The organism is Streptomyces sp. NPDC025273 (assembly GCF_040638585.1).
GTDB classification, from domain to species: Bacteria; Actinomycetota; Actinomycetes; order Streptomycetales; family Streptomycetaceae; genus Streptomyces; species Streptomyces cinereorectus.
Map to the genome: position 1 here is coordinate 153,419 of NZ_JBEZYP010000002.1, position 22,152 is coordinate 175,570.

The 22,152-nt window shown below is 71.3% G+C and carries 24 protein-coding genes and 1 pseudogene; 16 read left to right on the top strand and 9 right to left on the bottom strand.

The window, feature by feature from the left end; all coding sequences use genetic code 11:
* Positions 1–74: 74 nt before the first annotated feature.
* Positions 75–1,271, bottom strand: coding sequence for a globin domain-containing protein (locus tag AB0F38_RS05695; protein WP_361887167.1), 1,197 nt, complete (start codon positions 1,269–1,271; stop codon positions 75–77).
* Between the two features lie 100 nt (positions 1,272–1,371).
* Positions 1,372–1,824 carry an Rrf2 family transcriptional regulator gene (locus AB0F38_RS05700; RefSeq protein ID WP_361887169.1) on the bottom strand — a complete coding sequence of 151 codons (453 nt, stop codon included), beginning with the start codon at positions 1,822–1,824 and terminating at the stop codon, positions 1,372–1,374.
* 174 nt (positions 1,825–1,998) lie between these two features.
* Between AB0F38_RS05700 and AB0F38_RS05705 the strand changes: the two genes are divergently transcribed.
* The 4 genes from AB0F38_RS05705 to AB0F38_RS05720 all read left to right on the top strand — a co-directional run bounded on the left by AB0F38_RS05705 (position 1,999) and on the right by AB0F38_RS05720 (position 5,987).
* Positions 1,999–3,405, top strand: coding sequence for a family 2B encapsulin nanocompartment shell protein (locus AB0F38_RS05705; RefSeq protein WP_361887172.1), 1,407 nt, complete (start codon positions 1,999–2,001; stop codon positions 3,403–3,405).
* A gap of 104 nt (positions 3,406–3,509) precedes the next feature.
* Positions 3,510–4,553: a family 2 encapsulin nanocompartment cargo protein polyprenyl transferase gene (locus AB0F38_RS05710; RefSeq protein ID WP_361887902.1), complete on the top strand. Its 1,044-nt coding sequence runs from the start codon at positions 3,510–3,512 to the stop codon at positions 4,551–4,553.
* Positions 4,554–4,644: 91 nt separating this feature from the next.
* Positions 4,645–5,241, top strand: a complete 597-nt coding sequence (locus AB0F38_RS05715) for a GNAT family N-acetyltransferase (protein WP_361887175.1) — start codon at positions 4,645–4,647, stop codon at positions 5,239–5,241.
* A gap of 77 nt (positions 5,242–5,318) precedes the next feature.
* Entirely contained in the window at positions 5,319–5,987 is a 669-nt protein-coding gene (locus AB0F38_RS05720; RefSeq protein WP_361887178.1) for a DUF6304 family protein, read from the top strand.
* Positions 5,988–6,121: 134 nt separating this feature from the next.
* Here the strand turns inward: AB0F38_RS05720 and snpA are convergent, their stop codons facing one another.
* Positions 6,122–6,772: a snapalysin gene (gene snpA / locus AB0F38_RS05725; protein WP_361887181.1), complete on the bottom strand. Its 651-nt coding sequence runs from the start codon at positions 6,770–6,772 to the stop codon at positions 6,122–6,124.
* Between the two features lie 296 nt (positions 6,773–7,068).
* Between snpA and AB0F38_RS05730 the strand changes: the two genes are divergently transcribed.
* From AB0F38_RS05730 to AB0F38_RS05750, 5 genes and pseudogenes are all read left to right on the top strand, one after another.
* The gene (locus tag AB0F38_RS05730; RefSeq protein ID WP_361887184.1) at positions 7,069–8,022 is read left to right on the top strand and encodes a LysR family transcriptional regulator; all 954 of its coding nucleotides are present in this window, start codon (positions 7,069–7,071) and stop codon (positions 8,020–8,022) included.
* Between the two features lie 195 nt (positions 8,023–8,217).
* Positions 8,218–9,222 carry an NAD-dependent epimerase/dehydratase family protein gene (locus AB0F38_RS05735; RefSeq protein ID WP_361887186.1) on the top strand — a complete coding sequence of 335 codons (1,005 nt, stop codon included), beginning with the start codon at positions 8,218–8,220 and terminating at the stop codon, positions 9,220–9,222.
* Positions 9,223–9,231: 9 nt separating this feature from the next.
* Positions 9,232–9,591 carry a DUF952 domain-containing protein gene (locus AB0F38_RS05740; protein ID WP_361887189.1) on the top strand — a complete coding sequence of 120 codons (360 nt, stop codon included), beginning with the start codon at positions 9,232–9,234 and terminating at the stop codon, positions 9,589–9,591.
* The gene (locus AB0F38_RS05745) at positions 9,588–10,469 is read left to right on the top strand and encodes an NAD(P)H-binding protein (protein ID WP_361887192.1); all 882 of its coding nucleotides are present in this window, start codon (positions 9,588–9,590) and stop codon (positions 10,467–10,469) included. The genes AB0F38_RS05740 and AB0F38_RS05745 overlap by 4 nt, the downstream gene beginning before the upstream one ends.
* 14 nt (positions 10,470–10,483) lie before the next feature.
* Positions 10,484–11,095: pseudogene (locus AB0F38_RS05750) on the top strand (peptidoglycan DD-metalloendopeptidase family protein); the annotation flags it as partial.
* A gap of 350 nt (positions 11,096–11,445) precedes the next feature.
* On the opposite strand, the gene sodN reads toward AB0F38_RS05750, so the two are convergent.
* On the bottom strand, positions 11,446–11,841 hold the full coding sequence (gene sodN, locus AB0F38_RS05755; RefSeq protein WP_361887194.1) for a superoxide dismutase, Ni: 396 nt from the start codon (positions 11,839–11,841) through the stop codon (positions 11,446–11,448).
* 179 nt (positions 11,842–12,020) lie between these two features.
* Between sodN and sodX the strand changes: the two genes are divergently transcribed.
* Positions 12,021–12,458 carry a nickel-type superoxide dismutase maturation protease gene (gene sodX / locus AB0F38_RS05760; protein WP_361887197.1) on the top strand — a complete coding sequence of 146 codons (438 nt, stop codon included), beginning with the start codon at positions 12,021–12,023 and terminating at the stop codon, positions 12,456–12,458.
* On the opposite strand, the gene AB0F38_RS05765 is transcribed toward sodX, so the two are convergent.
* Positions 12,362–12,991: a CGNR zinc finger domain-containing protein gene (locus tag AB0F38_RS05765; protein ID WP_361887200.1), complete on the bottom strand. Its 630-nt coding sequence runs from the start codon at positions 12,989–12,991 to the stop codon at positions 12,362–12,364. The two genes, sodX and AB0F38_RS05765, sit on opposite strands and share 97 nt — an antisense overlap.
* Before the next feature lie 87 nt (positions 12,992–13,078).
* Here AB0F38_RS05765 and AB0F38_RS05770 point away from each other — a divergent pair, with 87 nt between their 5' ends.
* Positions 13,079–13,840 carry a class I SAM-dependent methyltransferase gene (locus tag AB0F38_RS05770; protein ID WP_361887203.1) on the top strand — a complete coding sequence of 254 codons (762 nt, stop codon included), beginning with the start codon at positions 13,079–13,081 and terminating at the stop codon, positions 13,838–13,840.
* A 280-nt stretch (positions 13,841–14,120) separates the two neighbouring features.
* Here AB0F38_RS05770 and AB0F38_RS05775 read toward each other — a convergent pair whose 3' ends face one another.
* Genes AB0F38_RS05775 through AB0F38_RS05785 form a run of 3 tightly spaced genes read right to left on the bottom strand, consistent with a single transcriptional unit; the run spans position 14,121 to position 16,837 of the window.
* Complete coding sequence (locus AB0F38_RS05775) at positions 14,121–14,882, bottom strand: amino acid ABC transporter ATP-binding protein (RefSeq protein WP_361887206.1); 762 nt, start codon at positions 14,880–14,882, stop codon at positions 14,121–14,123.
* A complete protein-coding gene (locus AB0F38_RS05780; RefSeq protein WP_361887904.1) occupies positions 14,879–15,826 on the bottom strand; it encodes an amino acid ABC transporter permease in 948 nt (315 codons plus the stop codon). The genes AB0F38_RS05775 and AB0F38_RS05780 overlap by 4 nt, the downstream gene beginning before the upstream one ends.
* 48 nt (positions 15,827–15,874) lie before the next feature.
* Positions 15,875–16,837 (bottom strand): ABC transporter substrate-binding protein, encoded by a 963-nt coding sequence (locus AB0F38_RS05785; RefSeq protein ID WP_361887209.1) that lies wholly within the window; start codon positions 16,835–16,837, stop codon positions 15,875–15,877.
* A gap of 522 nt (positions 16,838–17,359) precedes the next feature.
* Here AB0F38_RS05785 and AB0F38_RS05790 point away from each other — a divergent pair.
* The 5 genes from AB0F38_RS05790 to AB0F38_RS05810 all read left to right on the top strand — a co-directional run bounded on the left by AB0F38_RS05790 (position 17,360) and on the right by AB0F38_RS05810 (position 21,095).
* Positions 17,360–18,595, top strand: a complete 1,236-nt coding sequence (locus AB0F38_RS05790; protein ID WP_361887212.1) for an NADP-dependent malic enzyme — start codon at positions 17,360–17,362, stop codon at positions 18,593–18,595.
* Between the two features lie 179 nt (positions 18,596–18,774).
* On the top strand, positions 18,775–19,740 hold the full coding sequence (locus AB0F38_RS05795) for a zinc-binding dehydrogenase (RefSeq protein ID WP_361887215.1): 966 nt from the start codon (positions 18,775–18,777) through the stop codon (positions 19,738–19,740).
* Between the two features lie 5 nt (positions 19,741–19,745).
* On the top strand, positions 19,746–20,282 hold the full coding sequence (locus AB0F38_RS05800; protein WP_361887908.1) for a GNAT family N-acetyltransferase: 537 nt from the start codon (positions 19,746–19,748) through the stop codon (positions 20,280–20,282).
* Positions 20,283–20,313: 31 nt separating this feature from the next.
* Positions 20,314–20,523, top strand: coding sequence for a sigma factor-like helix-turn-helix DNA-binding protein (locus AB0F38_RS05805; RefSeq protein WP_006127526.1), 210 nt, complete (start codon positions 20,314–20,316; stop codon positions 20,521–20,523).
* Positions 20,523–21,095 carry a Clp protease N-terminal domain-containing protein gene (locus tag AB0F38_RS05810; protein WP_361887219.1) on the top strand — a complete coding sequence of 191 codons (573 nt, stop codon included), beginning with the start codon at positions 20,523–20,525 and terminating at the stop codon, positions 21,093–21,095. Before AB0F38_RS05805 ends, AB0F38_RS05810 begins: the two co-directional genes overlap by 1 nt.
* Before the next feature lie 72 nt (positions 21,096–21,167).
* Here the strand turns inward: AB0F38_RS05810 and AB0F38_RS05815 are convergent, their stop codons facing one another.
* The gene (locus AB0F38_RS05815) at positions 21,168–22,151 is read right to left on the bottom strand and encodes a helix-turn-helix transcriptional regulator (RefSeq protein ID WP_361887221.1); all 984 of its coding nucleotides are present in this window, start codon (positions 22,149–22,151) and stop codon (positions 21,168–21,170) included.
* Position 22,152: the final 1 nt, after the last annotated feature.

A 22,152-nucleotide genomic window follows, 5' to 3' on the forward strand; every position in this document is an offset into this window, starting at 1 on the left:
CGGCCGTCGAGGAGCCGCGCGGGCCGGCCTTGCCCCGGACGACCGGTTCCCGGGCGGGGCGGCGGGGCGCGGACTCAGGCCTGCGCGAGCCAGAGGTCGGGACCGAACACCTCGTAGTGGATGTCGGCCGCGGCTACGCCCTTGGTGAGCAGCTGGGAGCGGACGGCGCGCATGAAGGGCAGCGGGCCGCAGAGGTAGGCGTGGGTTCCCGGGGCGATCCGGAGGTCCGTCAGGTCGACCGTACCGGTGCGCTGCGCGGGGATGCCGGGTGCGGGGGTCTCGTACCAGAAGTGCGCGGCGCCGTCGTGCAACTTGCCGGTGAGCAGAGCGTGGTCGGAGCGCAGTGCGTGATCGGCGGGCGACCGGTCGCCGTGCACGACGGTGACGGGGGAGCTGTGGCCGTCGGCCGCCAGGTGTTCCAGCATCGACAGCATCGGCGTGCAGCCGATGCCCGCGGAGGCGAGGAGCAGCGGTGCGTCCTTGTCCTCGATCACCAGGTCGCCGTACGGGGCGGAGACGCGCAGCCGGTCGCCCTCGCGGACGTGTGCGTGCAGGTGACGTGAGACCTCGCCGTCGGGGGTGCCTTCGCCCCGTACCCGCTTGACGGAGAAGGACCGCAGCGTGGAGCCGGGTGCGCAGGAGAGGCTGTACTGGCGTATCTGGCGTGCTCCGTCGGGGAGTTGCACCTGTACGGAGACGTACTGGCCGGGGCGGAAGTCGGGAGCGGGCGCGCCGTCGGACGGTGCGATCCGGAAAGTGGCCACGTCCTCGGTCTCCTCGGTCCGCGAGTCCACCGTCCACTCGCGCCACACGTCGCCCGCCTCGACGCCGTGCTGTGCGTACAGCCGGTTCTCGATGGAAATCAGGGCGTTGGCCATCAGCCAGTAGACCTCGTCCCAGGCCGCGGCGACCTCGGGGGTGACCGCGTCGCCGAGCACCTCGGCGATGGCGGCGAAGAGGTGGGTGTGCACCACCTCGTACTGCGGTGCGGTGACGCCCAGGGAGGCGTGCTTGTTGGCGATGCGGCTCAGCATCACGTCGGGGCGCGTGTCAGGGTGCTCGACCAGGTGGGTGGCGAAGGCCGCGATGGAGCCCGCGAGGGCGTGATGCTGGGTCCCCGAGGCCTGGTTGCCCCGGTTGAACAGGTCGCGGAGCAGCTCCGGGTGGGCGTCGAAGAGCTTCTGGTAGAAGAGGTCCGCGATGTCCCCGATGGCCGCCCCGACGGCGGGCAGGGTGGCTCGGACAGTGGCGGTCGACGTCTCGGAGAGCATCGATGACTCCTCAGGTGTGAGAGGTGCGGAAGAAGCTGAAATTGGTATTCTGCATGCATATTTTTGCGCGGCCGGTCGTACGCGCGGTGGGGCGCGTGGATCAGCCGGGTGCGGGGCGGCTCGTGCTGATGCCGATCAGCAGCGGGCCGGTGGGGGAGGAGGTGAGATCCGTGACCGTGATCGGGTCGAGGGAGGCGTAGAAGGCCTCCTCGGCCAGGCGGAGCGCGGAGCGCAGCCGGCAGGCGGAGCGGAGGGGGCAGGGGGTGTCGCCCTCGCAGTCGACGACCTCGCCCGGCCCCTCCAGTCGGCGCACGAGTCCGCCGATGGACGCGGACCGGCCGGCTGCGGTGAGGGTGAGGCCGCCTCCGCGGCCGCGGCGTGCGTCGACCAGGCCGAGATGCTGGAGGCGGGCGACGACCTTGGCCGCGTGGGTGTAGGGCACCTGCATGGTGGCCGCCACCTCCCGGGTGGTCGGCGGGTCCTCGCTCTCCGACGCGACGGCCAGGCGCATGAGCACACGGAGGGCCACGTCGGTGAATCTCGTCAGCCGCATGGACGCAGCGTAGATAAGTTGCACAGAGGATGCAAATTAAGAGAGGCGCGCCGCGACGTGGGCAACGTGCCCCGACGAGAGCCCGATCAGTCGCACTCTTTCGTGTAATAGCGCACCGAGTCCTCCTGCTGAAAGGCTCCTTCGCAGGTGAGCCCATGATGGAGAGGATGTCGGATGTCCGTTGGTGAAGAGGTGCGTGACACGCAGCAGCCGCCGCAGCAGAGTCTCGGTACGGCGGCTGCGCGGAACCTCGCGACGACGACGAAGTCCGCGCCGCAGATGCAGGAGATCACCTCGCGGTGGCTGCTGCGCATGCTGCCGTGGGTCCAGGTGCAGGGCGGCACGTACCGGGTGAACCGCCGGCTGAGCTACTCGGTCGGGGACGGCAGGGTGACGTTCGTCCAGACGGGTGACCGGGTGACGGTCATTCCCGCCGAGCTCGGAGAGCTGCCCGCCCTGCGGGACTTCGGGGACGAGGAGGTCCTGGCCGAGCTGGCGCGCAGGTGCGAGCAGAGCGAGGTGGGCCCCGGCGACGTGCTCGCCAGGTCGGGTGACGCGGCGGACCGCGTCTACCTGCTGGCCCATGGCAAGGTCGAGAAGATCGGCTCAGGACCGTACGGCGACGAGACGGTGCTCGGAGTCCTGGCGGACGGCGCCTACTTCGGTGACCACGCGCTGGTCGACGGCGACGCGGCCTGGGAGTACACGGCCCGGGCCGTGACCGCCTGCACCCTGCTGACGCTGCGGCGTGCGGACGTGCTCAACCTGGCCGGCCGCGCCGACTCCCTCAGGGACCACCTGGCCGGGCTGCTCGCCATTCCACGCCAGCGCACCAACCGCTACGGCGAGGCGGAGATCCAGCTCTCGGCGGGCCACGTGGGGGAGAGCGTCGTCCCGCACACCTTCGTCGACTACGAGTCGGCACCGCGCGAATACGAACTGAGCGTCGCCCAGACGGTACTGAAGGTCCACAGCAGGGTCGCCGACCTCTACAACCAGCCCATGAACCAGACCGAGCAGCAGCTGCGGCTCACGGTCGAGGCGCTGCGCGAGCGCCAGGAGCACGAGCTCATCAACAACCGCGAGTTCGGGCTGCTCAACAACTGCGACTACGGGCAGCGGCTCCAGCCCCACGACGGGGCGCCCGGCCCCGACGACATGGACGAGCTGCTGTCGCGCCGGCGCGGGTCCAAGTTGTTCCTCGCCCATCCCCGGGCCGTCGCGGCCTTCGGCCGTGAGTGCAACAGGCGCGGCCTGGTGCCGGAGAGCGTGGAGGTCGGCGGACACCACGTACCCGCCTGGCGCGGGGTCCCGATCTTCCCGTGCAACAAGATCCCGGTCACCGACGCCCGCACCACGTCGATCATCTGCATGAGGACCGGTGAGGCGGACCAGGGCGTCATCGGGCTCCAGCAGAGCGGCATCCCGGACGAGATCGAGCCGAGTCTGTCGGTCCGTTTCATGGGCATCGACGAGCAGGCGATCATCTCGTACCTGGTGACGGCCTACTACTCCGCGGCCGTCCTGGTGCCCGACGCCCTCGGAGTCCTGGAGAACGTCGAGGTGAGCCGCTGGCGGTAGTTCCCTCCCGCGGGTCCGGCGGGCACCGCACCACCACCCGGGCCCCGTACGTGCAGGCCGCCACGAAGGTGCCCCCGTGGCGCCCGGAAGGAATCACCGTGACCATGACGAGTACGGACGCCACGACGGAGGGACACGAGGCAGCCGCGCTCCTCGAGCGCACCCGCGGCATCGTCGATCCACACCTCCGCGCAGCCGTGGAGTCGTTGCCCGGGGGCATACGGCGGGTCGCCATGTACCACTTCGGCTGGCGGAACGCCGACGGAAGTCCTGCCTCCGGACAGGCGGGCAAGGCCATCAGGCCCGCGCTCGTCCTGGCCGCCGCCCAGGCGCTGGGCGGCGACCAGGAAGCGGCGATGCGGGCGGCCGTCGCCGTGGAGCTGGCGCACAACTTCACCCTGCTCCACGACGACGTCATCGACGAGGACGCCACCCGCAGGCACCGGCCCACGGCCTGGGTGGTGTTCGGTGTGCCGGACGCGGTCGTCACGGGCGACGCCATGCTCGCCCTGGCCCAGCGGCTGCTGGCGGACGATACGCACCCGGCCTCCGGGAGCGCCTCGGCACGGCTCTCCGCCTGCGTCATCGAGCTGTGCGCGGGACAACAGGCCGACTGCGCACTGGAGGAGCGCGGACCGGACGACGTCACGCTGGACGAGTGCCTCACGATGGCCACCGCCAAGACCGGCGCTCTGCTGGGGTGCGCCTGTGCGCTCGGCGCGCTCTACGCGGGGGCGGGGGAGCGGGAGGTGGGGGCCATGGACGGCTTCGGCAGGGAGGCGGGACTCGCCTTCCAGCTCATCGACGACCTGATCGGCATCTGGGGGGACACCGCCCGCACGGGCAAGCCGGTCGGGGCGGATCTGGCGGCCCACAAGAAGTCCTTGCCGGTGGTGGCCGCTCTCAGGTCGGGTACATCCGCGGCGGCCGAGCTCGCCGCGCTCTACCGGGGCGCCATGAACACTCCGGGCGAGGTGATCCGGGCCGCCGACGCGGTCGACCGGGCAGGCGGCCGTGACTGGGCGCAGATCTGTGCGGCGGACCGGATGGCCCGCGCGGTCCACCACCTGTCCCGTGCGGTGCCCGATCCGGCGGCGGCCGGCGACCTGCTGGCCCTCGCGGAGTTCGTCACCCGCAGAACACACTGAGTGTCACCCGTCCGTGACCGGTGCCCCGGTTCAACTCTAAGATCCGGTGGATCGGTCGGGGCATCATCACGGGGACGATGGGGCGGGGCGCATGGGTGTACGCATACGGCAGGCGGACGGGCGGGACAGGGACCAGGTCGTACGGATCCTGGACGAGGCGTTCCACGACGATCCGGTCAGCAGCTGGATCTTCCCGGACGAGGAGCACCGGCGCGCGGTGCACGGTACGTTCCTCGGTGTCTTCGCCGACATCACGCTGGCGGGAGGCCGTATCGACCTGCTGGAGGACGGCACGGCCGCGGCCCTCTGGCTCTCCGTGCCCGCGGGCGCGCCCGAGGGGGGCAACGACACACCCGCGCGCATGCGGGAGGCCGCGGATCCCGAGAACGAACGGGCCGAGCTGGTGGGGAGGCTGACGGGAGCGGTCCATCCGCACGACCGTGCGCATGAGTATCTGCTGATGATCGGCGTCTCCCCGGAGCGCCAGGGGGAGGGGATCGGGGAAGCACTGATCAGCGGGGTGCTGGAACGCTGCGACCGCCAGGGTGTCGCGGCCTACCTGGAGGCGAGCAGCGAGCGCAGCCGCGGCCTCTACGAGCGGCTCGGGTTCACCTTCATGGGACGGACCGTCGACCTTCCCGACGGACCCTCCATGTGGCCCATGTGGCGTGAACCGCAGAACGGCTGAACAGCTCTCAGGCGCGACGGAGCACAAGGGGAGGGTGCCACGGGGCGGGTGGCGGACACGGGCTACAGTCCCTGCTCATGACAGATGAGTCGTGGGCAGGCTGGTACCGGGACCGTCATGGTTCCTCGGCCGTCATTCTCACCACGGACGGACAGCAGCTCCGGATCCGTGTCAGGGGGACCGACTTCGAGGGCGTGAGCTTCGACGGTCTGGGCCCCGTGGCCGGTGCACCGCCCGAGGAGGGCGTGTTCGACCTGGTGGACGGTGCGCTCAGCGACTGCGTGCTGGAGTGGGACCTCCCCCTCCCGGTCCTTGTCACCGGCACGGTCCGCCAGGCCACGCTCAGCTGCCTGCTGTCCCTGCGTCGCGCCGACCCGGATCTGTACCTCGCGCTCCACCTGGACGGGGCGGTGTACGAATCGAACCGCGCCGAGGGCGACTTCGCCGCAGCGCTGGCCACGGTCCAGCGCGTCCTCCCGCCGGGCATACACCTGCAGACCTGCATCGCCTGCGCCTTCTCCGACTACTTCCCCACGCCCCTCCGCGGCCTGTCCGGCGGACTCGCCTGCTTCCGCGGCGCGAAGGACGCGTACCGCGACGCGGCGGGCGGCGGCGATGTAGCCGGCCTGTGGGACCGGCGGACGGGATTCGTCCAGGAGATATGGAGCTGCCGGGAGTTCGAGCCACGCCCGGCAGAGGGAGCCGGCACCGGTCACCGGGGCGCCTTCCCCCTGGAGCTTGCCTGACCGCGTGCCTGTCCTGCCGGCAGGGGCCTTTCGTGCAGCCCGTCCTGCCGGTGGGGGTGGTCACCGTGCGCTGACACCCGTGGGGGCCGCTCCGTGTACGAGGAGCGGCCCCCACGGTGTGGGGCGCTCCGGGGTCAGGAGGTGGCGCGGGCGAGCGCGGCTGCGAAGCCGTTCTGCCAGAGGTAGTTCACCCGTGACCGCTCGTTGGCGTTCGGGTAGGCGTTGGTGCAGGAGGTGCCGGGGCCGCCGCCCGACATGAGCTCGCTGCACGGACCGGTGTAATGGTCCGGCAGCCCCAGCACGTGCCCGGTCTCATGAGCCGTGACCCGGGTCGAGTTGTAGCGCTGGTTCTGGGCGTAGTCGAGGAAGATGTAGCCGCTGCCGTGCCCGTCCGTGCTCGCGTACGAGCCCCGGGAGTCGTTGCCCTCGTAGTAGGCGAAGTCGGGGTTCGAGCCCTCCTGCAGCTTGACGTTGCTGACCGAGCCGTTCCAGATGCTTGTGCTGCTCGCTATCTGGCTGCGGAAGCTGGGGGCGTTCGTGGTGCTGTAGACGACGGTCACGGCCTGGGCGCCCGGCTGGGCCGCGCGCTTCTCGGCGACCGACTTCATCACCGCGTCGAAGAAGGCCTTGTTGGCGGCGGCGTTCTCGCTCGAACCGGCATACGCGGCATAGCCGGCCTGCGCGGTGGAGACGGTGGCGGAGGGTGCGACAGGAGCGGCGGCGACCGCCGGGGTGGTGCCCAGCGCGGCGGCGAGGCCGAGGCCGAGACCTGCCACGGCCGACATGATGGCTGTCCTGGGGTGTCTCATGGGGGGTTCTCCAACCTGTCCGTCGATCCCCGTCCGGCGACCGGACGGGGAACGGGTGGGGGGTCCATGGGGGGTACGGAGAGAGTGTCGGGCCCGACGGGGCGCCGGCGGATGATGTCAACCGGCGATAGCGCCGCCCTATCGCCTCACGGAAGCCGCGGAAGCCGCACGGCACCGGCATACACGGTCGCCCCAACACCCCCTGAATCGGCCTGTTTAGTGGGGTTGGGCCATCTGGTGCTCGGTGCGCGAACAGCCATACGCTCCTCGGCATGGAGCTGGAGGTGAGACACCTCAAGGCGCTCTGCGCCATCGCCGACACGGGCAGCCTGCACCAAGCGGCCCGGCGCCTGGGCGTCAGCCAGCCGTCGCTGACCACCCAGCTCCAGCGCATCGAGAGGTCGATGGGAGCGGAGCTGTTCCGCCGTGAACGGACCGGCTGCCGGCCGACGCTGCTCGGACGTGCCGTCCTCAGCAGAGCCCGCCCCCTGGTGGACGGCATGTCCGCGTTGGTCGGTGCGGCGATGGCGGAGGCCGAAGCGGCCCGGTCCGGTGGCCCCCGCCTCCGCATCGGGTCCACCGCCAGCCGGGTCATCGGCGGCTGGCTGCGCAGACTGCGGGTGCGGCTGCCAGGGACCGACATCTCGCTGCGGGTCGACGTCTCGGCCCGCGCGCTGCTGGGCGCGGTGGCGGCCGGCCGGCTCGACGTGGCCTTCGTGCACGAGGTGGAGGGCTGCCCGCTGACCGTTCCGGACGGCCTGCGGCAGCGTGTACTCCTGGAGCGTGAACCGCAGTTCATCTCCCTGGCCCGCGACCATCCCGCGGCGGAGCGCCCCGTGGTGGACCTCGACGACCTGGCCGCCGACCGCTGGATGGTCGACCCGTCGGTGGACGGCGAGTGGGACGGGGTCCGCCGGGTTCTGGGAGCCGCCGGTCTCGATCCGCCCGTGCTGCACGGCGACTACCTCACGGCGGCCTCGCTGGTGGTGCTCGGCGAGGCTGTCGCCCCCTGCCAGCCCACCTCGGGCCCACGCGACGACATGGCGATCCGTCCCCTGCGCGGAGATCCGCTGGCCGTGCGGCTACTGCTGGTCTCCCGGCCGGGCGCCGACATGGACGCGGTGTACGGCGAGCTTGAAGCGGCCTACCGTGAGGCGGCCCAGCGGGCGGCGGACTATCACCAGTGGCTGCTGCGCCACCGCAGCCCGCTCGCACACCTGCCCTGATCTGTGGGCGCTCCGCGGTGTGCGCGAAGTGCCGGTCGTCCCGCGCGGAGTTCCGGCCGTCCGGGGCGGAGCTGCGGCCGCTTCCCCGGAAACGGCGGCCACCCGCCGCGGTTCCTGCCGTCCCCGGAAAGTTCCCCGTTCTGCCGACAGCGAGGCACCGTTTCCCGGCCAGGCCCGCACGGGCAGGATCAGGCCATGAGGATCTTGATGCTGGGTGGCACGGAGTTCGTCGGACGGGCCGTCACCGATGCGGCGCTCACCCGCGGATCGCGGGTCACCGTGTTCCACCGCGGCCGTCACGCGCCGCCGCCGGGCGCGCAGGCGCTCATCGGCGACCGCACGACGGGTGAGGCGGGCCTCGCCGCCCTGGCCGAGGGAACCTGGGATCTCGTCGTCGACACCTGGAGCGGCGCACCCTCGGCCGTCCGGGACGCCGCCCGGCTGCTGTCCGGCAGGGCCGAGCGCTTCGTCTACGTCTCCAGCCGCTCCGTGTACGCCTACCCCACACCGGCCGGACTGGATGAGGAGGGGCCGCTGGTGTCCGGTGCCTCGCCCGACGCGGGAGCCGACGTCTCGTACGCCCTGGCCAAGCGAGGCGGGGAGCTCGCGGCGCTGGACGCCTTCGGCGACCGGGCGCTGCTGGCCCGGGCCGGCCTGATCCTCGGTCCCGGGGAGAACGTGGGCAGGCTGCCCTGGTGGCTGAACCGGGTGGCCCGCGGCGGTCCCGTGACAGCGCCTGGCCCGCGGGATGCCGGGCTCCAGTACATCGACGCCCGTGACCTGGCGGAGTGGCTGCTGGACGCCGCGGCGGACGGCCTGGGCGGCGCGTACAACACGGTCAGTCCTCCCGGGCACACCACCATGGGGGAACTGCTCGACGCCTGCGTCCGGGTCACCGGCTCCCGGGCCGACCTGCGGTGGACCGATCCGGCGGACCTCCTCGCGGCAGGTGTCGAGCCCTGGACCGATCTCCCGGTCTGGCTGCCCGCCGGAGAGCTCTACGACACCTTGCATCGCGGTGACACCCGAAAGGCGCACGCGGCAGGGCTGCGCTGCAGGCCCGTCGGTGAAACCGTCGCCGACACGTGGTCCTGGTTGTGCGAGCTGGGCGGCACGGCACCGCAGCGGCCGGACCGGCCCGCGCCCGGTCTTGACGCGCGGACCGAGGCGAAGCTCCTCGCGGCGCCCGGCAGCGCTTAGCGTGGCCCGATGACCCGACAACTGCTGCACCTCACCGAAGCGTCCCTGTGGGAGGCCGCCCGCGCGACCGGGACGTACGAGATGTCCACCCGTGGCCGCACCCTGCATGAGGAGGGGTTCATCCACTGTTCCCTGTCGCACCAACTGCCCGGCGTCGCCCGGGCCCTGTACGGGGAGGACGACGAGGGTCTGGTGGTGCTGGTCATCGACCCCGCCCGGCTCCAGGACCCGGTGCGGTACGAGGCCCTTGCGCCCGGCGGTGAGGAGTTCCCGCACATCTACGGGCCGCTTCCGGTGGACGCCGTCGTGGAGGTGCGCCCCTGGGCCGCCCCCCTGACCGCGACCCGAGAGAACGACGAGGCGCTGTGAACGGCCCGCTCATCGCGGTGACCGGCGCGGGCGGTGCGGTGGGCGGCCGGGTGGCCCGGCGGCTCGCCCGCGTCGGCGTCCCGGTGCGGCTTCTCGGCCGTGACCCCTCCCGGCTGCCCCCGTTGCCCGGCGCGGACGCCGCACCGCCCGCCCCGTACGGGGACGGCGAGGCGATGCGCCGCGCCCTCCACGGCGCGCACACCCTGTTCCTCGTCTCCGCGCACGAGAGCCCCGACCGGGTGCGCGAGCACATCACGGCGGTGGACGCGGCCGTCGCCGTGGGCGTCGAGCGGATCGTGTACGTGTCCTTCCTGGGTGCCGCACCGGACGCGACGTTCACCTTCGCGCGCGACCACTGGCACACCGAGGCACACCTCAGGATGGTGGACGTGCGCCACACCTTCCTGCGCGACAGCTGGTACCTGGCGGGGCTTCCCGCGATGACGGGCGCCGACGGAATCCTGCGCGGCCCGGGCGGCGACGGGCGGGTCTCGGCCGTGGCCCACGAGGACATCGCCGACGCGGCGTCAGCCGTCCTGCTGGACGAGGGAACGGGTCACGACGGCGCGTCGTACGACCTCACGGGCCCCGAGGCGTTCACCCTCGCCGAAGCGGCCGAGGAGCTGAGCCGCTGCACCGGCCGCCCCGTCCGCTACGTCCCCGAGACCAGGGAGGAGGCCTACGCCTCCCGCGCCCACCACGGTGCCCCGGACTGGGAGGTGGCCGGCTGGGTCACGTCGTACGAGGCCATCGCGGCGGGGGAACTGGCCGTGGTCTCGGACGCCGTTCCCGCTCTCACCGGTCACCCCGCCAAGAGCCTGGCCGACTACCTGCGGGAGAACCCGGACAGCTACCGTCACCTCCTTCCGGGAGCCTGAGCGGGCCCGGGTGCGTGCCCGTTTCCGGGACCGCACCCGGGCCGGCTCCCGGTACCGGCCGACGGCCTCGGCGAGGCAGATGGGCCGACCCGGCGCGCTTCCCCACCGGCGGCCATTACGGCGCTCCCCGGGGCGGTGGCGCGCACGCCGGTCAGGACGTCACGAACTCGACGGGTACCGGGGTCTACGCGGCGGCGGCCGGCACGGTCGTGCGCCGCTCGTGGGGAGGTGGCCTCGCAGGCCGGACGGGCAACGCCCTCGTCCTCTCGCACGGCGGCGGCCAGTACACCTACCACGGTCATCTCAGCGCCTACCGGGTCGCGCTCGGTGCCACGGTCGCGGCCGGCCGGCGTATCGCCGACATGGGAGCCACCGGCAACGTGACGGGGCCTCAGCTGCACTTCGAGACGCATACAGGAGGGCACGGGGTGACGTCCGACCCGGTGACCTTCCTGGACGCCCGAGGTGTGGACCTGGGCGGTGGCTGGCCCAGGACCGACCCCGGCGCGAGCGGTGCGACGGTCGTCGTGATCCAGCACCTGATGAAGCAGCGCGGCTACGGTCTGGTCGTCGACGGGCAGTACGGCACGGTGTCCTTTGATGCCGTCGAGCGCTTCCAGCGTGCCGGTAGGGGCGGCCGGGGGCGGGACGGAGTGGTTCCCGAGTCGCGTGCGGCCGGGCGCGGCGCCCACCCGGTGACGCCGTCCGGCCTCGGCGACGGGGAGAGCCGGCCGGCCGGGCGGCAGGCCCGTGTCCAGGACATCGTGGACGAGAGAAAGGGCCGTGGTCCGGCCGCAACGGCCGGCAGAGGTCCACGGGCCCCGGAGCGGAGCGCGGTCGCCCGGCGGGCGACCGGGCCGTGACAGCAGACCGCACCCGGCCCATGGGGGACGCCGTTGCCGGCGGCCCCGGACCGGGTGCGGACAGCCAGGCGATCCGCGTCATGAAAGCGCGGATCGGACGGCCTGTACGGAGGTCAGGCCTGCTTGGTCGCCCAGAAGATCTTGTCGATCTGGGCGATCAGCTCAAGAGCCTTCTGGCCCGTGGCCGGGTCGTTCGAGCCCTTGGCCGCGGAGAGCGCCTTCAGGGTGTCGTTGACCAGCTGGTGCAGCTCCGGGTACTTCTCGAAGTGCGGGGGCTTGAAGTAGTCGCTCCAGAGCACCGAGACGTGGTGCTTCGCGAGCTCGGCACGCTGTTCCTTGATCAGAACGGCGCGCGTGCGGAAGTCCGCGTCCTCATTGGCCTGGTACTTCTCCTGGACGGCCTTGACGGACTCCGCCTCGATGCGGGCCTGGGCCGGGTCGTACACACCGCAGGGCAGGTCGCAGTGGGCGCTGACCTTCACCTTGGGGGCAAACAGGCGGGAAAGCATGGAGCTGTCCTTCCTCGTGATCGTCTTCTCAGGTGGGACATTACTCCGTGGGAGGCCGCTTTCAGCGGCTGCCCCATGGGCTTAGGACAAAAGTCCAGGGTGAGGACAGGACCGGTGGCCGAATGCGCGGAGCGGCGCGCACGGCGGTGTACTGGAGGATGGACCGGGAGGTGCCACGGATGCCGGAGCTGACGCAGGGGCCGGGGGACGGGCGGGCGGCGCGAGGGTCGTTCCAGGTGGTGGAGGTGACGGGGCCGTCGATGGTGCCCACGCTCTACCACGGGGACTGGCTGCTCGTGCAGCACGGTGCGCCGGTGCGCCCGGGGGACGTGGTGATCCTGCGTCATCCGTTCCAGCAGGACCTGCTGGTGGTGAAGCGAGCCGCCGAGCGGCGCGGCGGCGGCTGGTGGGTGCTCGGCGACAACTCGTTCGCGGGTGGGGACAGCACCGACTACGGGGCCGTGCCCGAGGAGCTCGTTCTGGCCCGGGTGCGGGCCCGCTACCGGCCGCTGAGGAAGGATCAGCGGTCGGTGCTCGGCGTGCTGGGCTGGGCGGTGCGCGCGCTGCGTCCCGTGTCCTCGGAACGTTCCGTCTCCAGGCGCTTGCGGGCCCGGTAGGCCGCCACGTTGGCCCGGGTCGCGCAGCGGTCCGAGCAGTAGCGGCGCGAGCGGTTGGTGGAGGTGTCGAGGTAGGCGTTGCGGCACGGTGCCGCCTCGCACAGGCCCAGCCGGTCCACGCCGTGCGAGGTGAGATGGAAGGCGAGTCCCATCGCCGCGATGGCGGCGAATCCGGCCGTCGCGTTCGACGGATGGTCGGCCAGGTGCATGTGCCAGTCCGGCTTGCCGTCCGCGTCACGGGTGTCGTGGCCGGAGACCTGGGGGCTCACGGGGAATTCCAGCAGCAGCGAGTTGAGCAGGTCCACCGCCAGGGTCTCGTCGCCGTTGTCGGCCGCCTGGAAGACCGCCCGGAGCCGGGTCCGTACGGACCGGAAGCGGGTCACGTCCGCGTCGGTCGCGCGGCGGGCCGCCTGGGCGTTCGCGCCGAAGAGGTCGCGCACGGACTCGACCGTGGTGAGGGAGTCCTTGTTGCGGGCCGGCTCCTCGGTGTTGACCAGACGTACGGCGTAGTCCGAGTAATAGGCCAGTTCCACTTGTAGTCCTTACGGCGTCGGTCTATGGTCGGTATGCGGCCAGTGTAATGGGTGGGCGCCTCATACGAGTATTACTTGGAGGTTCGCGTGACGGAGACGGCGACGGGCACCGACTGGCAGTCCTGGCAGCAGAGCTGGGACCGTCAGCAGGAGTGGTACATGCCGGACCGCGAAGAGCGGTTCCGGGTGATGCTGGACATGGTCGAGGCCGTTGTGGGCCCCGAGCCGAGGGTGCTCGACCTGGCGTGCGGTACGGGGAGTATCACGGACCGGCTCCTCACGCGGTTCCCGGAGGCGACCAGTACCGGCGTCGACCTCGACCCGGCGCTCCTCGCGATCGCCCGCGGCACCTTCGACGGCGACGACCGGGTCACCTTCGTCACCGCCGACCTCAAGGACCCCGCCTGGCCCGATCGGCTCCCGCACGCCTCCTACGACGCCGTCCTCACCGCCACGGCTCTGCACTGGCTGCACAGCGAGCCGCTCGCCGCGCTCTACGGGCAGCTCGGGCGGCTGGTCCGGGACGGCGGGGTGTTCATGAACGCCGACCACATGATCGACACCGGCACCCCCCGCATCAATGCCGCCGAGCGAGCCCGCCGGCACGCCGCCATGGACCGCGCCCGGGCCGACGGCGCGCTCGACTGGGCCCAGTGGTGGGCCCTCGCCGCCAAGGACCCGGTCCTCGCGGCTCCGACCGCCGAGCGCTTCAGGATCTACGGCGAGCACGCGGACGGTGACATGCCCTCCCCGCGGTGGCACGCCCGCACCCTCCGTGAGGCGGGTTTCGCGGAGGCGCGCACGGTCTGGTCCTCACCGTCGGACAGCCTGGTGCTCGCCGTGAAGTAGCGCGGCGGGTCTGCGGCGGAAGGGGGAGGTCCGGCCGCCGCACGCCGAGGGACAGGGCGTGAGGACACGGAGAAGGGGGGGGGCGGGCCCCGGGCGCGGCCCCCCCAAACCCGACCCCCCGAGGGCGGGAGCACCAAAGAGAGGGGGGGGAAGGTGCGGGGGGGGGGGGGGGGGGCGGCGCGGCGCGCCGCGCCGCGGGGCGGGGGGGGGCGGGCGGCCCGGGGGGGGGGGGCCCCCCGGCCCCGGCCCCCCCCCCCCCCTTCTCCGTACCGCTGACGGGCTACAGCACCTTGGACAGGAAGGACTTCGTCCGGTCGTGCTGCGGATTCGTCAGTACGTCGCGCGGGTGGCCCGACTCGACCACGACACCGTCGTCCATGAAGACCAGGGCGTCGCCGACCTCGCGGGCGAAGCCCATCTCATGGGTGACGACGATCATCGTCATGCCGTCCTCGGCCAGCCCGCGCATGACGTCCAGGACGTCACCGACGAGCTCCGGGTCGAGCGCCGACGTCGGCTCGTCGAAGAGCATCAGTTTCGGCTCCATGGCCAGGGCGCGGGCGATGGCCACCCGCTGCTGCTGTCCACCGGAGAGCTGGGACGGGTAGTTCTTCGCCTTGTCGGACAGGCCGACCCGGTCCAGGAGCTGCTCGGCGCGGGCCCGGGCGACGGCCCTGGCCTCGCCCTTGACCTGGATCGGGGCCTCCATGACGTTCTCGAGGGCCGTCATGTGCGGGAACAGGTTGAAGCGCTGGAAGACCATGCCGATGTCCCGGCGCTGCAGGGCGACCTCGCTGTCCTTGAGCTCGTGGAGCCGGTCGCCCTTCTGCCGGTAGCCGACCAGGTCGCCGTCCACGTACAGCCGCCCGGCGTTGATCTGCTCCAGGTGGTTGATGCACCGCAGGAACGTCGACTTGCCGGAACCGGACGGGCCGATCAGGCAGAAGACCTCACGCGGGGCGACCTCCAGGTCTATCCCCTTGAGGATGTGCGCGGCGCCGAAGGACTTGTGTACGCCCTCGGCCTTCACCATGGCGGTCATGCGGAAACACCCCCCGAGGGACGGTTGCTGAAGGCGGCGAGATGGACCTTGACCCGCTGCCAGGGGGTGAGCGGAAGGCTGCGCAGGCTACCCCGGGCGTAACGGCGCTCCAGGTAGTACTGGCCCACGCTGAACACACTGGTCATCACGATGTACCAGATGGAGGCGACGAAGAGCATCTCCATCACCGCGTACGAGGTGGAGCCGATCTGCGACGTGGAGCGGAGCAGCTCGTTGTAGGTGACCGCGTACACCAGCGACGAGGTCTTCAGCATGTTGATGAACTCGTTGCCGGTCGGGGGGATGATCACGCGCAGCGCCTGCGGGAGCACCACGCGGCGCATGGTCTTCGCCTGGGTCATGCCCAGCGCGTGCGAGGCCTCGGTCTGGCCCTCGTCCACCGACTGGATGCCCGCGCGGACGATCTCCGCCATGTACGCGGCCTCGTTCAGGGCGAGCCCCAGCAGGGCGCACATGAACGGGGTCATCACGTCGGTCATCTCGTCCTTGTAGATGAACGGGATGTTGAGGACCGGGAAGATCAGCGCCAGGTTGAACCAGAGCAGCAGCTGCACGTACACCGGGGTGCCGCGGAAGAACCAGATGTAGAGCCAGGCGACCCAGCTGGTCACCGGGTTCTTCGAAAGGCGCATGACGGCGAGGATCACGCCCAGGACCACACCGAGGGCCATCGCCAGCACACTGATCAGCAGCGTGCGGCCGGCTCCCGCCAGGACGGTGTCGTCGAACACCTTGTCCTGGACCGCCTGCCACTGGATGTTGCCCTGCGAGAAGGCGTACACGACGGCGGCGAGCAGACCCACGACGACCATGCCGCTGACCCAGCGGCCGTAGTGGCGTACGGGAATGGCCCTGATGGTCTCCGGTGCGACGGTCGTGGCATTGGAGACGGGTGCGGCGGTGGCCGATGGGCCGCCGGGCACCTTGTCGAACTTGTCAGTCACGGTGACTGCCCTTCGGTGGTGCGCCGGTCACTTGCCGCCGTTGACGGCGGCCTTGTCGATCGCTCCGGTGCCGGCGCCCCACTTGTCGAGCACCTTCTGGTAGGAGCCGTCGGCGATGATCGCGTCGACGGCCTCCTTGAGGACGTCACGCAGCTCGGTGTTGTCCTTGTTCACGGCGATGCCGAACGGGCCGGCGTCGACCTGCTCGCCGACGACCTCGAAGTCGTTGCCGCCACCGGCCTTGCGGGCCAGGTCGACCGCGACCGGGTAGTCGTTGACGCCGGCGACGGCGCCGCCCGACTTCACGCGGGTCTGGGCCTCGGTGTCGTTCTCGAAGGACTCGATCTTGACGGCCTTCTCGCCGCCGGCCGTGCAGGCCGCGGACTGCTTCTTGAGGGCCTCTTCGTACGTGGTGCCGCGCTGGACCGCCGCCACCTTGCCGCACAGGTCCTCGATGGACTTGATGCCCTCGGGGTTGCCCTTCTTGGTGTAGACGGCGGTGCCGGCCAGGAAGTAGTCGACGAAGTCGACGCCCTTGCCGAGCTTCTTGCCCTTGTCGTCCAGGCCCTCCTGGCGCTGCTTGTTGTCCGTGATGGACGACATGGCGATGTCGTGGCGACCGGTGTTCAGGGCGGTGATCAGGCCGTCGAAGGAACCGGAGGTGAACTCGAACTTCACGCCCAGCTGCTTGCCGAGGGCCTCGGCGATGTCGGGGTCGACACCGACGATCTTGCCGTTCTCGACGGACTCCATCGGGGCGTACTCGGCGTTCGTGCCGACCTTGATGACGCCGGACTTCTGGTACTTCTCCGGGAGCTTGTCGAAGAGTGGGGCATCGCTCTTGGACGCGGAGCTGTCGCCGGTCTTCGTCGACCCGCTGTCGGTCTGGTCGCCGCAGGCGGTCAGCAGCAGGGTGCCGGCGACCGCGACTGCGCAGACCGTGGCAATCCGGGACTTTGCGGTCGTACGACAGATCGTGCTTGCGGTCATGATCGGAATCCTCCGGCGGTGAGGGGGCGCTGGTCAGGTGGGTGCGCACGCACCTTCGAGTGTTGCCACCTTGTGTGATTAGGGCATCTTGCCATTCGGACTAGCCCATTCAGGGGCCGCGGCATGTCAAAATCGGGTAACGGGCGACCCCCGATCTCCAACGGGCCGGTGCGACAAGGCCGGACCATCTGTTGGCATTCGAGCTTTCCTCCGGAGAATCTCCGGTGCATCTCGACCCGCGGACGACCTTTATGCCTCTTAGTGGACTTGTCCGAATATTCAGCTATGAGTCATGTCACGGCGTCGATATGGACTCGTCCGAGGCACAGTCCGTCGGGTAAAAAAGACCTTTACACCCCTCATCAGGGGCTCAGGGCGCGTGTGCGGCGCGCCCGCGCGTACGTGCATCCCCTGCGGGGCGGGCCATCCCGCTCAGTGCCGGGAACGTACGCGGTGCCCGCCCACCCCTCCTCAACCAGGAGTGGCCACCCTCAAACGATGAAGACTTAAGGGGTCAACACAATGGCAGCGGAGATCGTCAATCCTCGCAGCGACAGCAAGACGCACGGTGCGGAAGGTGCGGACGACATCAGCGGTACGGACGAGCCCTTCGATCCGGCCTTCGCCCTCCACCGCGGCGGGAAGATGGCCGTGCAGGCCACCGTCCCGATCCGCGACAAGGACGACCTGTCCCTCGCGTACACGCCCGGCGTGGCCAAGGTGTGCAGCGCCATCGCCGAGAATCCCGAGCTCGTCCACGACTACACCTGGAAGTCGCAGGTCGTGGCCGTGGTGACGGACGGCACCGCCGTGCTCGGCCTGGGGGACATCGGTCCCGAGGCGTCCCTCCCGGTGATGGAGGGCAAGGCGATCCTCTTCAAGCAGTTCGGTGGTGTCGACGCGGTGCCGATCGCGCTCGCCACCACCGACGTGGACGAGATCGTCGAGACCGTCGTGCGGCTTGCGCCGTCCTTCGGCGGTGTCAATCTGGAGGACATCTCGGCACCCCGGTGCTTCGAGGTCGAGCGCCGGCTCCAGGAGCGGCTCGACATCCCTGTCTTCCACGACGACCAGCACGGCACGGCCGTCGTGACGCTCGCGGCCCTGCGCAACGCGGCGAAGCTGTCCGGCCGCACGCTCGGTGATCTGCGCGGTGTCATCTCCGGCGCCGGTGCGGCCGGTGTGGCCATCGCGAAGTTCCTGCTGGAGGCGGGCATCGGTGACGTCGCCGTCGCCGACCGCAAGGGCATCGTCAGCAGGGACCGCGACGACCTCACGGACGTCAAGCGCGAACTGGCGGAACTCACGAACAGGGCGGGCATCTCCGGTCCTCTGGAAACGGCTCTCGCGGGAGCCGACGTGTTCATCGGGGTCTCCGGCGGAACGGTCCCCGAGCCGGCCGTCGCCTCGATGGCGCCCGGCGCTTTCGTGTTCGCCATGGCCAACCCGAACCCCGAGGTCCATCCCGACGTCGCGCACAAGTACGCGGCCGTGGTGGCGACCGGGCGGTCGGACTACCCGAACCAGATCAACAACGTGCTGGCGTTCCCCGGCATCTTCGCCGGTGCGCTGCAGGTCAGGGCCTCCCGGATCACCGAAGGCATGAAGATCGCCGCGGCGAACGCACTGGCGGACGTCGTCGGGGACGAACTGGCCGCGGACTACGTGATCCCGTCGCCGTTCGACGAGCGGGTGGCTCCGGCCGTCACCGCCGCGGTGGCCGCGGCCGCGCGGGCGGAGGGCGTGGCACGGCGCTGACGCCGTGAGGGCGGGACGGGGCCGACAGGTCCGCGGCGCGGAGCTGCCCCCGGCCCGCCCTTTCCCCGATCCTGGGCTCCGAGGCTGATGCCCGAGCAGGCGCGTGACCACCGGGCTGGGGCGTGTGTCACACCACCGGACGGTTACGTCACGGGGCGTCACGGTTTATCGTCGGGGCCATGTTCGCCGCCTACGCCGCACGCATCGACCGTGACCAGCCCCTCAACGGCCTTGAGCTGGGCGAACGCCCCGCGCCCGGGGCGCGACCCGGCTGGACCACCGTCCAGGTCAGGGCCGCCTCCCTGAATCACCACGACCTCTGGTCCCTGCGCGGTGTGGGCCTCGGCGAGGACAAGCTGCCCATGATCCTCGGCTGCGACGCCGCGGGGATCGACCAGGACGGCAACGAGGTCGTCCTGCACTCGGTCATCGGACAGACGGGGCACGGGGTCGGTCCGCGGGAGCCGCGTTCCATCCTCACCGAGCGCTATCAGGGCACCTTCGCCGAGCAGGTCACCGTCCCCAGCTGGAACGTACTGCCCAAGCCAAAGGAGCTCACCTTCGAGCAGGCCGCCTGCCTGCCGACCGCCTGGCTCACCGCGTACCGGATGCTGTTCACCAACGCGGGCGTACGCCCCGGCGACTCGGTCCTCGTCCAGGGAGCCGGCGGCGGCGTCGCCACCGCCGCCATCGTGCTCGGCAAGGCCGCCGGGCTCAGGATGTTCGCGACCAGCCGGGACGAGGCCAAGCGCAGGCGGGCGGTCGAACTGGGTGCCGTCGAGGCGTACGAGTCCGGAGCGCGGCTGCCGCAGCGCGTCGACGCCGTCATCGAGACCGTCGGGGCCGCCACCTGGTCCCACTCGGTGAAGTCGCTGCGGCCCGGAGGCACGCTGGTCATCTCGGGGGCCACCAGCGGCGACCGCCCCCCGCACGCCGAACTGACCCGGATCTTCTTCCTGGAACTCAAGGTCGTCGGCTCCACGATGGGCTCCAAGGACGAGCTGGAGGACCTGCTGTCGTTCTGCGCGGCCACCGGTGTACGGCCCGTCATCGACGAGACGCTGCCGCTGGACCGGGCCCGCGACGGGTTCGAACGGCTTGCCGCGGGAGACCTCTTCGGGAAGATCGTGCTGACCGTCTCGTGACACCCCTGCCGGAACTGCGGACTCCCGGAGGGCTGTTGCTGCGCCCCTGGCAGCCGTCGGACGCTCCGGCGGTGCTCCGTGCCTTCGCACCTGCCGGGATGGCCCGCCAGGCGGGCCGCCCCGTCACGACCCCGGCCGAGGCGCTGGAGTGGATCGCCGAACGGGAGAGGGCGCGGACGGCCGGCACGGGATACGCGTGGGCCGTCGTCCGCGAAGGCGAGGTGCTCGGCTGCGTGGCCGTGACCGCGGTGAATCACGTCCACGACACCGGATGGGTCTCCTACTGGACCGTCGAGGCGGCCCGCGGTACAGGAACGGCGACGGCGGGGGTGCGGGCACTGGCCCGCTGGTCCTTCGACGACCTGGGACTGTACCGCCTGGAGCTCGGACATCGCACGAACAATCCGGCGTCCTGCGCGGTGGCCCGGCGGGCCGGCTTCGCGGCGGAGGGCGTCGAGCGGGGGAAGCTCCGCTACGGGGAGACGCGGTACGACGTGGAGCGCCATGCCCGCCTGGCCACCGACCCTGTCAACATTGGTTGACGCGTAGCGATTGTCAACGTAGATTGACATCGTGACCGAAGCAACGGATCTCGCCGCACGTGCCGGTGATCGTGACCCGCGTGTCGGGCTGCGGGCCGTCGCCGCGCTGCGGCGGCTACTGGAGCAACTCGAAGCCGTGCAAGTCAGGAGCGCCCGCGTCCAGGGCTGGTCGTGGCAGGAAATCGCTGCCGAGCTGGGCGTCAGTCGGCAGGCCGTGCACAAGAAGTACGGGAGGCGCTGATGTTCGAGCGATTCACCAAGGGTGCCCGGGGTACGGTGACCGGCGCGCTGACCCACGCCGAACGGGCCGGGGCGGACTCGGTCACCGAGGAACACCTGCTGCTCGCGCTGCTGGACCAGGAGGGCAGCCGGTCCTCCTTCGCGGTCGCCGCCCTGGGGCTCACCGACCGCCGCGCCTCCTTGGAGGCGGCGCTCACCGAGGCCCGGCGCCGGGGCGGGCTCACCCAGGCCGACATGGAGGCGCTGGCCGGCATCGGTATCGACGTCACCGAGATCGTCGCCAAGGTCGAGGGCGCCCACGGGGAGGGGGCCCTGGCGGGCGACCGCAGGAGCCGCCGGTGGTGGACGGGGCGCCGCGCGTTCACCACCGGCGCGAAGGGCATCCTGGAGAAGTCCCTGCGCATCGCCCTCGGTCGCGGCGACCGCTTCATCGGCGAGGAGCATCTCCTGCTGGCCCTGACAGCCTCCCCGGGCGTGGTCGCCGACGTGCTCGCGCAACACGGTGCGACGTACACGGCCGTGGAGCGGGCGCTGTACGGAGCCGGGGGAGAGGGGCAGGCCAGGGCCGGCTGATCCGCCCCGGCCGACCCGAGGCGGTCCCGCTGTCCCGCGGTCCGTCGTCCCGGGCCGCCGGACAGCGCGGCGTCAGGGTTTCTTCGGGGGCGTGCCGCCCTCCGCCGCGTCACCCGCACCCCGCAGCAGCCTGTCCATCCGGGCGGCGGCCGTGGCCAGGTGGTTCCGGGCCTCCGCCAGCTGGGTCGCGGTGACACCACGGTCCCGTGCCGCGTCCCGGATGTCGTCGCGGAAGCGGTTCAGCAACCGGTCGAGATCACGGGCCGGATCGCCCGTGGTCGCCGTGTCCATGGCCCACTCGACGTCCGGAGCGGCAGGATCCGGCCTGGTGTACGAGGGCCAGCTGCCGGTCCTGGCGAAGCTGCCGAGCTGGCCCGTGATCTCGGCCAGCCCTTCCCGCACCCCTGTGGGCCAGTCGCCCCGGGCGAAATGCTCCTGGACCTGGCGTGCGACGTTCTGCATCTGCTCGCGCGCCTTCTCGTGGGCCTCCTGGGCCTGGCGTCGCGCCTGCTCGGCGTCCTCGCGGGCGCGACGGGACTCGTCCTTCGCCCGCCGGGCCTGCTCCTTCCACTCCTGCTTGGCCTTGCGCAGCTCCTCCTTCGCCGTGCGCCATGCCTCGCCGTCTCCGAGGGGATCGGACTCCCAGCCGCTCTTCCCGGTGCTCCGGTGACGGGACTCGGAGGCCGCGGCCCGCATCTCGCTCCGCAGCTTGCCCGCCGCGCCGCGTACGTCGTCGCGGATCTCGGCAGCCAGCTCGGAGACCGACTCGCGTATCTCCAGCTCCAGATCGGCCAGCTCACCGCCCCGGCCCGCCAGCTCGGCCCGCCCGGCGTCGGTGATCGAGTAGACCTTGCGGCCGCCCTCGGTGGCGTGGGTGACCAGGCCTTCGGCCTCCAGCTTGGCCAGGCGGGGATATACGGTGCCCGCCGACGGTGCGTAGAGCCCCTGGAAGCGCTCCTCCAGGATCCGGATCACCTCGTAGCCGTGGCGCGGGGCCTCGTCCAGCAGCTTGAGGACGTACAGACGCAGGCGTCCATGGGCGAATACGGGAGCCATG

Coding starts and splice junctions, on each gene's coding strand:
- AB0F38_RS05740 (WP_361887189.1), top strand. CDS start 9,232: ATGACCCGACAACTGCTGCACCTCACCGAAGCGTCCCTGTGGGAGGCC.
- AB0F38_RS05710 (WP_361887902.1), top strand. CDS start 3,510: ATGACGAGTACGGACGCCACGACGGAGGGACACGAGGCAGCCGCGCTC.
- AB0F38_RS05810 (WP_361887219.1), top strand. CDS start 20,523: ATGTTCGAGCGATTCACCAAGGGTGCCCGGGGTACGGTGACCGGCGCG.
- sodX (WP_361887197.1), top strand. CDS start 12,021: ATGCCGGAGCTGACGCAGGGGCCGGGGGACGGGCGGGCGGCGCGAGGG.
- AB0F38_RS05795 (WP_361887215.1), top strand. CDS start 18,775: ATGTTCGCCGCCTACGCCGCACGCATCGACCGTGACCAGCCCCTCAAC.
- AB0F38_RS05785 (WP_361887209.1), bottom strand. CDS start 16,837: ATGACCGCAAGCACGATCTGTCGTACGACCGCAAAGTCCCGGATTGCC.
- snpA (WP_361887181.1), bottom strand. CDS start 6,772: ATGTCGGCCGTGGCAGGTCTCGGCCTCGGCCTCGCCGCCGCGCTGGGC.
- AB0F38_RS05735 (WP_361887186.1), top strand. CDS start 8,218: ATGAGGATCTTGATGCTGGGTGGCACGGAGTTCGTCGGACGGGCCGTC.
- AB0F38_RS05775 (WP_361887206.1), bottom strand. CDS start 14,882: ATGACCGCCATGGTGAAGGCCGAGGGCGTACACAAGTCCTTCGGCGCC.
- AB0F38_RS05815 (WP_361887221.1), bottom strand. CDS start 22,151: ATGGCTCCCGTATTCGCCCATGGACGCCTGCGTCTGTACGTCCTCAAG.
- AB0F38_RS05700 (WP_361887169.1), bottom strand. CDS start 1,824: ATGCGGCTGACGAGATTCACCGACGTGGCCCTCCGTGTGCTCATGCGC.
- AB0F38_RS05695 (WP_361887167.1), bottom strand. CDS start 1,271: ATGCTCTCCGAGACGTCGACCGCCACTGTCCGAGCCACCCTGCCCGCC.
- AB0F38_RS05720 (WP_361887178.1), top strand. CDS start 5,319: ATGACAGATGAGTCGTGGGCAGGCTGGTACCGGGACCGTCATGGTTCC.
- sodN (WP_361887194.1), bottom strand. CDS start 11,841: ATGCTTTCCCGCCTGTTTGCCCCCAAGGTGAAGGTCAGCGCCCACTGC.
- AB0F38_RS05705 (WP_361887172.1), top strand. CDS start 1,999: ATGTCCGTTGGTGAAGAGGTGCGTGACACGCAGCAGCCGCCGCAGCAG.
- AB0F38_RS05790 (WP_361887212.1), top strand. CDS start 17,360: ATGGCAGCGGAGATCGTCAATCCTCGCAGCGACAGCAAGACGCACGGT.
- AB0F38_RS05715 (WP_361887175.1), top strand. CDS start 4,645: ATGGGTGTACGCATACGGCAGGCGGACGGGCGGGACAGGGACCAGGTC.
- AB0F38_RS05730 (WP_361887184.1), top strand. CDS start 7,069: ATGGAGCTGGAGGTGAGACACCTCAAGGCGCTCTGCGCCATCGCCGAC.